Source organism: [Flexibacter] sp. ATCC 35103, from assembly GCF_001975985.1.
In the GTDB taxonomy this organism is placed as follows: Bacteria; Bacteroidota; Bacteroidia; order Flavobacteriales; family Flavobacteriaceae; genus Flavobacterium.
Window position 1 is genome coordinate 796,649 of sequence record NZ_MTQF01000003.1, and the last position, 12,456, is coordinate 809,104.

A 12,456-nucleotide genomic window follows, 5' to 3' on the forward strand; every position below is an offset into this window, starting at 1 on the left:
TACAAAAATAGGCATTAAAATGTAATAATATTCTTTCGCTGCTTGTTTGTTTATGCTGGATTGAAATCCAGTCCTACAATATAATTCGTTCCTGCGAAACTTTATTTTACTAAGTATTGCGATGTAAATATAAGTATTTTTACTTAATTACAAATACGTATATTGTTATTTTATTTGTTTGCAACGAAATAGCTTTGGTACAATCTGTAATAAATGTAAATTTGCGCACTTATTATTCAATACATTAAAACTTAGCAACTCAGTTACTCAGTAACTCAGCAACTCAAAGAAATGAAATACAATCCAAACGAAATCGAAGAAAAATGGCAGAAATATTGGGCTGAGAACCAAACTTTTGCTGCAGAAAACAATTCTGAAAAACCAAAGCATTATGTATTAGATATGTTTCCTTATCCGTCAGGAGCAGGATTACACGTTGGGCATCCGCTGGGTTATATTGCTTCAGATGTTTATTCTCGTTTCAAAAGACATCAGGGTTTCAATGTTTTGCATCCAATGGGTTATGATAGTTTTGGATTACCGGCAGAACAATATGCGATTCAGACAGGGCAGCGTCCTGAAGATACAACACGTGTAAATATTGATGGTGGAGTAGATAAAGAAGGAAAACAAATTGCCGGATATAGAAAACAACTGGATAAAATAGGATTTTCATTTGACTGGAGTCGTGAAGTTCGTACCTCAAATCCGGATTATTATAAACATACACAATGGATTTTTATCCAATTGTTTAATTCGTGGTATTGCAAAAAGCAAGGAAAAGCATTTGATATTTCTGAGCTTGTAAAAGTTTTTACTGAAGAAGGAAATGTTTTGGTTGAGGCAGTTTGCGATGATAATGTTGCCGTTTTTACTGCAGCAGAATGGAATTCATATTCTGATGATCAGAAAGAGAAAATCCTTTTGCAATACCGAATGACATATTTGGCAGAAACCGAAGTAAACTGGTGTCCTGGTTTAGGAACTGTTTTGGCGAATGACGAAATCGTAAACGGAGTTTCTGAGCGTGGAGGATATCCTGTTATTCGTAAAAAAATGACACAATGGAGTATGCGAATTTCGGCTTATGCAGAACGTTTGCTTCAGGGTTTAAATGATATCGACTGGAGCGAATCTATAAAAGAATCACAAAGAAACTGGATCGGGAAATCGGTTGGAGCTTTAGTTAAGTTTCAAGTTTCAAGTTTCAAGTCTCAGAACGATGTGCAAAGTGATGCAACTTTAAACGTGAAACCTGAAACAAATTTCATCGAAGTATTCACAACTCGTCCTGATACTATTTTCGGAGTTACTTTTATGACTTTGGCACCGGAACATCCTTTAGTTTCTAAAATAGTTACTCAAGAACAAAGAGGAGATGTTGAAGCGTATATTGAAAAAACAGCAAAACGTTCAGAGCGTGAGCGTATGGCTGATGTAAAAACTATTTCTGGCGTATTTACAGGAGCTTATGCAGAACATCCATTTACAAAAGAAGCAATTCCGGTTTGGATTGGGGATTACGTTTTAGCAGGTTATGGTACTGGTGCTGTAATGGCGGTTCCTTGCGGAGACGAAAGAGATTATGCTTTTGCAAATTTCTTTAAAGGTCAAAACGGAATGCAGGAAATCAAGAATATCTTCGCTAATGTTGATATTTCTGAAGCGGCTTACGGATCAAAAGACAATGTTGAAATCGCCAATTCTGATTTCTTAAACGGATTAAATTATAAAGAAGCTACTCAAAAAGCAATAGCTAAGTTAGAAGAAATTGGTCAGGGAACCGGTAAAACAAATTACCGTTTGCGTGATGCTGTTTTCTCTCGTCAGCGTTATTGGGGAGAACCTTTCCCGGTTTATTATGTAAATGGTTTGCCAAAGATGATCAATGCTGAATATTTGCCAATTATTTTGCCGGAAGTAGAAAAATATTTACCAACCGAAGATGGTTTGCCTCCGTTAGGAAACGCAACAATCTGGGCATGGGATACTAAAAACAATGAAGTTGTAAATACGGACTTGGTTGATAATTTCGAAATTTTTCCTCTTGAATTGAACACGATGCCAGGTTGGGCAGGAAGTTCATGGTATTGGATGCGTTATATGGATGCACACAACGAAACCGAATTTGCAAGCAAGGAGGCTTTAAAATATTGGGAAAGTGTCGATTTATATATTGGAGGAAGCGAGCACGCAACCGGACATTTATTGTATTCTCGTTTCTGGAATAAATTCTTAAAAGACAGAGGTTATGCTCCAACAGAAGAACCATTCAAAAAACTGATCAATCAGGGAATGATTTTAGGAACGACGGCTTATGTTTACAGATTGGAAGGAACGAATACATTTGTATCTAAAAATAAAATTGAAGGTCAAAATGTACAGCCAATTCGTGTTGATGTTCATTTTGTAAATTCTTCAGATGAATTGAATATCGAAAAGTTCAAAAACTGGAGAGAAGATTTTAATACGGCCGAATTTATTTTTGATGAAAGCGGAAAATACATTGTAGGTCGTGAAGTCGAAAAAATGTCGAAATCATATTATAACGTAGTAACTCCGGATGATATTTGTAATGAATATGGTGCAGATACATTACGTTTGTACGAAATGTTTTTAGGACCATTAGAACAGGCAAAACCGTGGAATACTGCAGGTATTTCTGGAGTTTTTGGATTCCTGAAAAAATTATGGAGATTGTATTTTGATGAAAATAACGGTTTAATCGTAAACAACGACGCACCAACAAAAGACAACTTAAAATCATTACATAAAACGATTAAAAAAGTAGCAGAAGATATCGAGAGTTTCTCTTTTAATACTTCTGTTTCACAGTTTATGATTTGTGTGAATGAATTGTCGACTCAAAATTGTCATTCAAGAGCGATTTTAGAACCTTTGGCAATTTTAGTTTCGCCTTATGCACCACATATTGCAGAGGAATTATGGTCACAATTAGGACATACAACTTCGATTGCAACAGTTGCTTTTCCGGTTTTTGATGCCAAACATTTAGTAGAGACGAATAAAGAATATCCGGTTTCTTTTAACGGAAAAATGCGTTTTACAATCGAATTACCTTTAGATTTGACTGCAGCGCAAATTGAAGAAATCATTATGAAAGACGAAAGAACGCAAAAACAATTAGATGGCAGAACGCCAAATAAAGTAATTATCGTTCCTGGTAAAATCATTAATCTTGTGGGATAATAATTAAAATTCAATTATAAATTCCAAATTTCAACTTTTGTTGGGGTTTGGATTTTTTTTTAGGTCTACTTTATTATTTCGAGGCACGAGAAATCACACACGTAACCTGATAAAGATTTATCATTTTTCTTTTCGGAATTTCTTGTGTGATTTCTACTTGTCTAAATAAAAATATTTAGATTTTTTTTGCCACGAATTGAATGCGAATTAAAATTAATAACCTGATTAATAAGTTTGAAGAAATAGAAAATCAATTGACCATAAAAAAAGAAGCTTCGTAATAGTACGAAGCTTTCTTTTATCCAAAAACAAAATATTAAATTCTAAAACTAATATTTAAAGCGGGAATACATATGTACCTGGTATTAGTACAATAATTCCGTCTTCAGTTGCAGTTGCAGTTAATTCTTTAACCACTTTTCCTCCAACATAAATTTTACCGGTCAGGGTTTGTCCTTTAACACCTCCATAACCACTTGTGCTTATTGATGCAGCTTGGCTATCTGTTTTGGCTGTAAATTCTTTTTTCCATGGTAATGCAGTGATATCTTCTATTAATGCAGCTCCTCCTTCTTCAATATAAGTTACACTAAGTTTTCCCGTGTAATTTCCGGTTACTTCATATTTTACATCTCTTGAGCTTGTGTTTGATCCTGAATTATCATCATTGTCACTGCTGCAAGATCCTACTGTAAAAGTTAGAGTTAATACAATCGCTAAAGTTTTCAAAATTGATTTCATAATAAATTCTTTAATAATTAATATTCTATCCGGCAAAACTAAGTCCTTATTAAAGAGGGGGCAATACCTGATAAAATGTAATTCCTATTACCTGATATCAGGTAAAAAGCCTGGTTTTTTTTCTGAAATATTTTTAATTTTAATAAATTTGAACAAATCCTACTCTATGAAGAAAATCTACTTTTCGGTACTATTTTTATTCTTATCTGCCATTACACATTCACAGGTTATTCTTTCTCTAGACGATGATTCAGTTTATATTGACAGTATTGCCCAAGTTGTTAAAAATACGCCATCTGATAGTTTAAAATGTTTTTACAGTTTTAAATTGTCGAAATTATATTTGATGGTTCAGGATGTTCGAAAATCAAAAGAATATCTGGCAAAGGCAAACAAACTCAAGGCTAAATTCCCTTTTTTAAGCGATGCATCGATTTTCTATAATTCCTCTGTTTTTTTAGAAAAAGGAGATCACGATGGTTTCGAAAAAGCACTTCTCGATAGCAACGACAAGCTTAAAAAGTACCATAATATAGAAGCGTATCGTCTTCGTGCCGTTATACTCCAAAATTATGGGGTTATGCTGCAGCGAAAGAACAATGAAAAAGGTTATATGAAACTGCTGGTTAATGAAGCTATTCCGCTTGCAAAAAGAAGCAGGGATTATGAACTAATAAGTGGTTTGTATAAAGCAGTAGCTATTATTTTTATGAATAATAACGAGCGTGAAAAAGCCAGTGAATATTTAAATGAGGCGCAAAATTATGTCGAAAGAGCGATTAAGAAGTCGCCAACGATCGCTGAATCAAAAATGGAAACTTACATAATAAATGCAGAGAATTTAGTAGAGTTAAAGCATTTTTATGATGCCAAAAAAATATTAGATAAAGCATTCTCTACTTTAAAAGACTTTCCGGAATCTAACTTAAACGATTCTTATTTTTATTCAGAAGGAATTTATTATGCGAAACAAAATAAGAATGAAAATGCTCTGGAAAGTTTTGGAAAAGGAAATAAATCAGCAGAAAAACACCAGAATCAGATTGCTTTAAACAGATTGAAGTTTGCAGAATATGAAGTGCTTTTTAAATTAAAAAATTATAATCAAGCCAAAGATAATCTGGAATATCTTCTGGAAAAAACGCCTTTTATTACAGATCAAAAAAACTATTATAACGAGTTGTCAAAAGTTTATAACGCAACCAAGAATTATGATAAGGCTTATTTTTATGCCAATAAGTCTAATATGATCAATGATAGTTTGAATGATTCTAAGTTTAAGAGTGAAATCGTAGAACTTGAAGCAAAATATAAAAAAGCCGAAGACGAGAAAAAGATAACCTTGCTTCAGTCTCAAAACGAAAAAGCGGCTTTGTTGGTCAATAACAATCGTTTAAACTCGATTCTTTTTGCGGTGTTGTCAGTATTATTGTTTCTTATCGTTTTGTTCTTGTGGATATTGAATAAGAATCAAAAAAAGCTAAGTGCTCAAAAAGAAATTAATCATGAACAAGAATTGATATCACTCGAAAACCAGCAAAAATTATCAGTTTCTAATGCTTTGATTGAAGGGGAAGAAGTAGAGCGAAAGAGAATCGCCAGAGATTTACATGACGGACTGGGAAGTATGCTTTCCGGACTAAAAATTCATTTAAAACTGGCGGAAAAAGAAAATGTAATAAGTCCGGCTGATATCAACTCATTGCTGGATAATTCGATTAAGGAATTACGGAATATTTCTCAAAACCTAATGCCGGAAAGTTTACTGAAACTAAGTTTAGAACATGCTTTACGAGATTTATGTATTGCTAATTCTAATGCTAAAACTAAAATTGAATTTCAATATTTGATACAAAAACCTAATTTGCCTAAAAACTATGAAATTGTGATTTACAGAATTATTCAGGAATTGTTGAATAATGCCTTAAAATATGCCGAAGCATCAGAAATATTAGTTTCCTGTTCTCAAAATAAAGACACTTTTTTTATTACGGTTGAAGATAACGGAGTTGGTTTTGATGTAGCTGAAAAAAGTGCCGGAATGGGATTGCGAAATATAAAAAACCGTCTTGAAATTCTAAAAGGCAAGCTGGAAATAGAAAGCGAATTAAATAAAGGAACGTCTACTTATATAGAATTAAAGATAAAAAATGAATTAAATGGATAAAGTATATAAAACAGTAATAGTAGACGATCATCCCATTGTTATTTCGGGAATTTCAGGGCTTTTAGCAGATTTAGAAACGGTTGAAATCGTAGGTAAATTACAATCAGGAGTTTTACTTGTGGATTATATCGAAGAAAATCAGGTCGATTTAATTTTAATGGACATTTTTCTGCCGGTAATTAATGGTGTTGATCTTTGTAAAACAATCAAACAAAAATATCCTCAAATAATCATTATTGGTATGAGCAGCCAGTCTGAGAGAAGTCTGGTAATGCAGTTTATTCAAAATGGCGGTAATGGTTATGTTCTAAAAAGCGCTTCGTTTGAAGAGTTTGGAAACTGTATCAATAATGCTATTCAGGGCGAAATTGTATTTAGCGATGAGGTTAAAACAATTATAAGTCAGCCAGTATCAGATGATCTGGAGCATATTCCGAGTTTGAGCAGAAGAGAAAAAGATATTACGCTATTGTTGTCAAAAGGAAAATCGACCCAGGAAATTGCAGATGAATTGTTTTTGAGCTTTCTAACGGTACAAACACACAGACGTAATATTCTGCAAAAGTATAAAACCAAAAATGTAGCCGAATTGATCGCTTTTTTATTGAAAAACAATTTATTAAATTGATTATTCCAGAAATGCCAAAATGACATTTTTTGAAATTGGTTCAGAAATTGCAGTTTGTTTTGTAACTTTAATAATCAATCAAAAAAAGTAAAAATATGGGAAGTGGATATTTAATACTCGCTGGAGCAATTATGTTATTCAGCTGGATCGTAAGTTCAAAACTAAAAAGTAAATTCGAATTATACTCTAAATTGCAATTAAGAAATGGCATGAGTGGTGCTGAAATTGCAGAGAAAATGTTAGCCGATAACGGAATCACTGATGTTCGTGTTATTTCGACTCCGGGTCGATTAACAGATCATTATAATCCTGCAGATAAAACGGTAAATTTAAGTGAAGCTGTTTATAATCATCGTAATGCGGCCGCTGCCGCCGTTGCTGCACACGAATGTGGTCACGCCGTTCAGCATTCTATAGGATACGAATGGTTGACTTTGCGTTCTAAGTTAGTGCCGGTGGTTAGTATTGCATCAAGTTATGTACAATGGATTTTATTGGCCGGAATTTTAATGATTAGAACTTTTCCACAGTTATTATTAATCGGAATTGTCATTTTTGCCGCAACAACATTGTTTACAATTATTACTTTACCTGTAGAATATGATGCCAGTAACAGAGCGCTTGCCTGGTTAGAAAACAAACACATGTTAACTCTGGAAGAGCAAGCCGGAGCAAAAGATGCCTTAAAATGGGCTGCAAGAACTTATGTTGTAGCGGCTATAGGATCAATCGCTACATTGTTGTACTATATCTCAATTTATTCCGGAAGCAGAAGGAATTAATGTGTCAATGAGATAATGTGCCAATTAGATAATTTACAAACAAAGCCGATTAGTTTTAAACTAATCGGCTTTTTATTTATTATTCGAAATTATGGAATTAGTATATTTTCTAATTCAGGACATTATCTAATTATCTAATTGACACATTTTCTAATTACAATTGTATTTGTCTGTCAATTTGCTGATCTAGTGATATAAACGTTTCCGTTCTTGAAACGCCTTCTATAGCCTGGATTTTTGTATTTAAAAGCTGCATAAGGTGTTCGTTGTCGCGACAGATGATTTTAATCAAAACAGACCAGTTTCCTGTGGTGTAATGACACTCTAAAACTTCAGGGATTTTTTTTAAATCTTTTACGGCTTCTGAGTTTCTTGAAGCTTTATCGAGGTAAACTCCAATAAAGGCCATTGTATTATATCCTAAAACTTTTGGATTTACAGTAAATTTAGAACCTGATATCACGCCAGATTGTTCGAGTTTTTTTAAACGCTGATGAATCGCCGCTCCGGAAATGCCTATTTTATTGGCAATTTGCAAAATAGGTTTTCGGGCATCATCCATTAAATATCGAAGGATTTCTTTATCGATGCCGTCAATTTCAATTAAAAGAGAGTTGATTTTCATAACAGTTATAATTTGAAACTAATTTTAGTTATTTGGTTTTAGTTAGAAATCAAATTTAATGATAAAACTTTTAATTGAACGTAAATCTGTTATTTTAAATCTTTGTCTAAGTTTTAAATGATCTAAAAAGAAAAATTCCAAATACCAACAGTTAAGTTGAAATTTGGAATTTCTAATTTGTGTATTTAAAAAAGGAATTATTTTCCTTTATTTGCTTCTGCGATATATTTTTCTAAAGCCATCGTCATAGAAGGAGTTTCAGGAGTTGGAGCAAGAATATCGATTCTTAAACCATGATCAAGAGCTTCTTTTTGAGTGGTGCTTCCAAAAACGGCAATTCTGGTATCGTTTTGTTTAAAATCAGGAAAGTTTTTAAACAATGATTTGATTCCGGTTGGGCTAAAAAATGCTAAAACATCATAATAAACATCAGCAAGATCAGATAAGTCACTCATTACCGTTTTATAAAAAACAGCTTGTGCCCAATCTACTTTCAGATTGTTTAATGTAATAGGGGCATCAGCATTTAATTGATCAGATGCCGGTAATAAGAATTTTTCGTCTTTGTACTTTTTGATAAGAGGTGACAAATCCGCAAAATCTTTTGCTCCAACGTAAATTTTACGTTTTCTATACACAACATACTTTTGCAGGTAAAATGCAACAGCTTCAGATTGGCAGAAATATTTCAATCCTTCAGGAACTTTATAACGCATTTCATCTGCTACCCTAAAAAAATGATCCACCGCATTACGGCTTGTCAAAATTATTGCAGTATAATGATTAAGATCGATTTTTTGTAATCGAATCTCTTTTGCATTAACCCCTTCCACATGAATAAATGGTCTGAAATCAATTTTTATTTTGTGTTTTTGTTGGAGCTCAAAGTAAGGAGAATTTTCCACTTTAGGTTCAGGCTGTGACACCAAAATTGTTTTCACTTTCATATTATAAACATTTTCTAAGCACTCCCTTTTGTAATCCAATAATAGAGAAAATAATAAGGGGCTATTTCAAGAGCGCAAAGATATAAAATAAAATAAAATAACTTACTGATTATTACGTTTTGATACGTTTTTATTGAAATAAAATATGAGTATAAGCTGATACATAGCGAAATACCTATGATTGCGAGTGGTATAATTTTAGGAATATTGTCATAATAAAACAAAATAGCATTAATAGGAAGGACTAAAACGCCAATATAAGTTCTGTAAGTGACTTTTTGTAAGTTAAAAAGATCGGCAAACTCATCAATGTTGAATGAAGTCGCTACTATTTTTTCGATTAAAAACTTCGCTAAAATAAAATAAAGCAAAAATGTAGCGATCTGAATAAACAGAATCCAATCTGTCTTTGAGGCATATCCAAAAATATGCATCGTCAACTGAATGAAAAAAGCATATGAAATAACCTGTACAAAAAACAGACCAACAGTAAAACTGCTTTTTAGATGGCTGTTATCACGATAGATTTTTGCATACTTGTCTGAAAAAATAAGCTTGCTGAATTCGCTAAATCTAGTTTCATAAGCTGATTTAGTCATAGCAACAACGGCAAAGGTCAACACAAATAAAAGTGTCGCCCAGTCTTTGTTTTCGATAATTCTAGGATGAAGGTGTTCAATCATAACGATACAAAATTAGTAATTTTTTGTATCAATACTTTTATTATATATTTATTATGAATCAAATGCTATAAAAAGTTTACTTTTGCGATGAAATTTACGCAGAAAAATGAATGATTGTATTGTCATAATTCCCACTTACAACGAAATCGAAAATATTGAAAGTATAGTTAGAGCTGTACTCTCGCAACATAAACCTTTTCATCTTTTAATAATCGATGATAATTCGCCTGATTTTACGGCAAATAAGGTAATTGCATTGCAGGAAGAATTTCCGGACAGGTTGTTTTTAGAAAAAAGAGCTAAAAAATCAGGTTTAGGAACCGCTTATGTTCATGGTTTTAAATGGGCTTTGGAACGCAAATACGATTACATTTTTGAGATGGATGCAGATTTTTCTCACAACCCCAATGATCTCGAAAAATTATTTGATGCTTGTCATTTTGGCGGTGCAGATCTGGCTATTGGTTCTCGTTACGTAACCGGAGTAAATGTTGTAAACTGGCCTTTGAGCCGTGTTTTAATGTCTTATTTTGCATCAGTATACGTAAAGTTTATTACCGGAATGAAAATTCATGATGCTACAGCAGGTTTTGTTTGCTATAAAAGAGAAGTTCTGGAGAAAATTAATCTTAACAAAATTAAGTTTGTAGGTTATGCTTTTCAGATCGAAATGAAATACAGAACTTATTGTGCTAAATTTGAAATTACTGAGGTTCCTATTATCTTTACAGACAGAACCAAAGGCGTATCGAAAATGAGTAATGCCATTATCAAAGAAGCTATTCTGGGTGTAATTTCACTTCGATTAAAAAAATTAGTCAATACCTTATAATACCACGACGATGAACAGGATTTTAATAAAGAATGCTAAAATAGTAAACGAGGGATCTATTTTTGAAGGTGATGTCTTGATAGAAAACGACTTAATCGTAGAAGTAGCAGATAGCATTAGCTTAAAAACATCCGATTGTAAAGTAATAGATGCCGAAGGAAGTTTTTTAATTCCTGGTGCAATCGATGATCAGGTACATTTTAGAGAACCCGGATTAACGCACAAAGGCGATATAGAATCAGAATCAAGAGCTGCAGTAGCAGGAGGAATTACTTCTTTTATCGAGCAGCCTAATACAGTTCCTAATGCAGTAACTCAGGAAATTTTAGAAGATAAATATCAAATTGCTGCCGTGAAATCATTTGCGAATTATTCGTTTATGATGGGTGCAACCAATGATAATCTGGAAGAAGTTTTAAAAACCAATCCAAAAAATGTTGCCGGAATCAAGATTTTCTTAGGTTCTTCTACCGGAAATATGTTGGTAGATAATGAAGCGACATTAGAAAAAATATTCTCAAGTACACCTATGTTAATCGCTGTGCATTGTGAAGATGAAACAACGATTCAAAATAATCTTGCAGCTTTTAAAGAGCAATACGGAGATGATGTTCCGGTAACGGCGCACCATTTAATTCGTAGTGCAGAAGCTTGTTATATTTCGTCTTCAAAAGCAGTAGCATTGGCGAAAAAAACGGGAGCACGTTTGCATATTTTTCATCTTTCGACTGCGAAAGAAATGGAATTGTTCACAAATAAAATCCCATTAGAAGATAAAAAAATTACCGCTGAGGTTTGTGTACATCATCTTTGGTTTACCGATGAAGATTATAAAACAAAAGGAAATTTCATCAAATGGAATCCTGCCGTTAAAACCGCTGAGGACAGAGCTGAACTTTGGAAAGCTTTAAATGACGGACGTATTGATGTAATTGCTACAGATCACGCACCGCATACTAAAGAAGAAAAAATGCAGTCTTATCTAAATGCACCTTCCGGAGGTCCGCTTGTGCAACATGCTGTTGTGGCAATGTTTGAAGCACATCATCAGGGAAAAATTACTGTAGAAAAAATAGTGGAGAAAATGTGCCACAATCCGGCTAAAATTTTCAAAATAGAAAAAAGAGGTTTTATCAAAGAAGGCTACTTTGCTGATTTGGTAATTGTAAATCCAAGTTTGCCGTGGAGTGTGAAACCTGAAAATATCCTGGCAAAATGCGGATGGTCACCTTTTGAGAATTATACTTTTAAATCCAGAATTACACACACTTTTGTGAATGGTGAACTGGTTTATAATAATTTTAAAGTAAAAGACGTTCGCAACGGAAAAAGATTATTGTTTGATAGATAAAAAACGGAAATGAAGAATTTAGTAATAATAATATTGGTTTTGTTTCTTTCTGTAAGTTGTAAAAAAGAGTTGGTCAAACAACCTGCAAAACTTATAGAGAAAGGAAAGATGATTGATATTATGTATGATTTGTCTCTTTTGGATGCGATGAAATATCAAAATCCTTTATCATTGGATTCAACTGAAACGGATCCTACTAAATTTATTCTGAAAAAATATAAAGTAGACAGCCTGCAGTTTGCGCAAAGTAATATGTACTATGCAACTGATTATGAATCTTACAAAGAAATGTTTGATGAAATAAGCAAGCGATTGGCAGTGAATCAAAGAGCGACAGATTCAATAGTTAAAATTGAAGATAAAAAAGCAGCCAAAGAAAAGAAAAACAAGCCTAAAGATTCTATTAAAGAGGCGGTTAAAAAACCTTTGAAGCAACAAGTAAATATCGATTCGATAAAACAATTAATACAGTCAAGAAAGAAAAAGTAGT

The 12,456-nt window shown here is 33.1% G+C and carries 11 protein-coding genes; 7 read left to right on the forward strand and 4 right to left on the reverse strand.

The features are described from left to right. The first annotated feature begins 291 nt into the window (after nt 1–291). A complete protein-coding gene (gene leuS, locus BXU01_RS07690) occupies nt 292–3,210 on the forward strand; it encodes a leucine--tRNA ligase (RefSeq protein ID WP_083692625.1) in 2,919 nt (972 codons plus the stop codon). A 336-nt stretch (nt 3,211–3,546) separates the two neighbouring features. Here the strand turns inward: leuS and BXU01_RS07695 are convergent, their stop codons facing one another. After that, nucleotides 3,547–3,951 (reverse strand): MmpS family transport accessory protein, encoded by a 405-nt coding sequence (locus BXU01_RS07695; protein ID WP_083692626.1) that lies wholly within the window; start codon nt 3,949–3,951, stop codon nt 3,547–3,549. Between the two features lie 166 nt (nt 3,952–4,117). Between BXU01_RS07695 and BXU01_RS07700 the strand changes: the two genes are divergently transcribed. The 3 genes from BXU01_RS07700 (at nt 4,118) to BXU01_RS07710 (ending at nt 7,528) form a co-directional block, all read left to right on the forward strand. Further along, entirely contained in the window at nt 4,118–6,118 is a 2,001-nt protein-coding gene (locus BXU01_RS07700; RefSeq protein ID WP_083692627.1) for a sensor histidine kinase, read from the forward strand. Then, on the forward strand, nt 6,111–6,746 hold the full coding sequence (locus BXU01_RS07705) for a response regulator transcription factor (RefSeq protein WP_083692628.1): 636 nt from the start codon (nt 6,111–6,113) through the stop codon (nt 6,744–6,746). Before BXU01_RS07700 ends, BXU01_RS07705 begins: the two co-directional genes overlap by 8 nt. A 95-nt stretch (nt 6,747–6,841) precedes the next feature. Beyond that, nucleotides 6,842–7,528: a zinc metallopeptidase gene (locus BXU01_RS07710; RefSeq protein ID WP_083692629.1), complete on the forward strand. Its 687-nt coding sequence runs from the start codon at nt 6,842–6,844 to the stop codon at nt 7,526–7,528. Between the two features lie 154 nt (nt 7,529–7,682). On the opposite strand, the gene BXU01_RS07715 is transcribed toward BXU01_RS07710, so the two are convergent. From BXU01_RS07715 to BXU01_RS07725, 3 genes are all read right to left on the reverse strand, one after another. After that, nucleotides 7,683–8,153 carry an Lrp/AsnC family transcriptional regulator gene (locus BXU01_RS07715; protein ID WP_007811264.1) on the reverse strand — a complete coding sequence of 157 codons (471 nt, stop codon included), beginning with the start codon at nt 8,151–8,153 and terminating at the stop codon, nt 7,683–7,685. 197 nt (nt 8,154–8,350) lie between these two features. Next, nucleotides 8,351–9,100: a uroporphyrinogen-III synthase gene (locus tag BXU01_RS07720; protein WP_041518659.1), complete on the reverse strand. Its 750-nt coding sequence runs from the start codon at nt 9,098–9,100 to the stop codon at nt 8,351–8,353. Between the two features lie 14 nt (nt 9,101–9,114). Next, nucleotides 9,115–9,783 carry a DUF4271 domain-containing protein gene (locus BXU01_RS07725; RefSeq protein ID WP_055093739.1) on the reverse strand — a complete coding sequence of 223 codons (669 nt, stop codon included), beginning with the start codon at nt 9,781–9,783 and terminating at the stop codon, nt 9,115–9,117. Nucleotides 9,784–9,889: 106 nt separating this feature from the next. Between BXU01_RS07725 and BXU01_RS07730 the strand changes: the two genes are divergently transcribed. Genes BXU01_RS07730 through BXU01_RS07740 form a run of 3 tightly spaced genes read left to right on the forward strand, consistent with a single transcriptional unit; the run spans nt 9,890 to nt 12,455 of the window. After that, nucleotides 9,890–10,615 (forward strand): polyprenol monophosphomannose synthase, encoded by a 726-nt coding sequence (locus BXU01_RS07730; RefSeq protein WP_056248764.1) that lies wholly within the window; start codon nt 9,890–9,892, stop codon nt 10,613–10,615. Nucleotides 10,616–10,625: 10 nt separating this feature from the next. Then, nucleotides 10,626–11,966, forward strand: a complete 1,341-nt coding sequence (locus tag BXU01_RS07735; protein WP_083692630.1) for a dihydroorotase — start codon at nt 10,626–10,628, stop codon at nt 11,964–11,966. Between the two features lie 9 nt (nt 11,967–11,975). Then, on the forward strand, nt 11,976–12,455 hold the full coding sequence (locus tag BXU01_RS07740; protein WP_083692631.1) for a DUF4296 domain-containing protein: 480 nt from the start codon (nt 11,976–11,978) through the stop codon (nt 12,453–12,455). The last annotated feature ends 1 nt before the right edge of the window (nt 12,456 follow it).

What these genes read in the sequence shown, in the direction of transcription:
- leuS (WP_083692625.1), top strand. Translation starts at nt 292, where the DNA reads ATGAAATACAATCCAAACGAAATCGAAGAAAAATGGCAGAAATATTGG.
- BXU01_RS07695 (WP_083692626.1), bottom strand. Translation starts at nt 3,951, where the DNA reads ATGAAATCAATTTTGAAAACTTTAGCGATTGTATTAACTCTAACTTTT.
- BXU01_RS07700 (WP_083692627.1), top strand. Translation starts at nt 4,118, where the DNA reads ATGAAGAAAATCTACTTTTCGGTACTATTTTTATTCTTATCTGCCATT.
- BXU01_RS07705 (WP_083692628.1), top strand. Translation starts at nt 6,111, where the DNA reads ATGGATAAAGTATATAAAACAGTAATAGTAGACGATCATCCCATTGTT.
- BXU01_RS07710 (WP_083692629.1), top strand. Translation starts at nt 6,842, where the DNA reads ATGGGAAGTGGATATTTAATACTCGCTGGAGCAATTATGTTATTCAGC.
- BXU01_RS07715 (WP_007811264.1), bottom strand. Translation starts at nt 8,153, where the DNA reads ATGAAAATCAACTCTCTTTTAATTGAAATTGACGGCATCGATAAAGAA.
- BXU01_RS07720 (WP_041518659.1), bottom strand. Translation starts at nt 9,100, where the DNA reads ATGAAAGTGAAAACAATTTTGGTGTCACAGCCTGAACCTAAAGTGGAA.
- BXU01_RS07725 (WP_055093739.1), bottom strand. Translation starts at nt 9,783, where the DNA reads ATGATTGAACACCTTCATCCTAGAATTATCGAAAACAAAGACTGGGCG.
- BXU01_RS07730 (WP_056248764.1), top strand. Translation starts at nt 9,890, where the DNA reads ATGAATGATTGTATTGTCATAATTCCCACTTACAACGAAATCGAAAAT.
- BXU01_RS07735 (WP_083692630.1), top strand. Translation starts at nt 10,626, where the DNA reads ATGAACAGGATTTTAATAAAGAATGCTAAAATAGTAAACGAGGGATCT.
- BXU01_RS07740 (WP_083692631.1), top strand. Translation starts at nt 11,976, where the DNA reads ATGAAGAATTTAGTAATAATAATATTGGTTTTGTTTCTTTCTGTAAGT.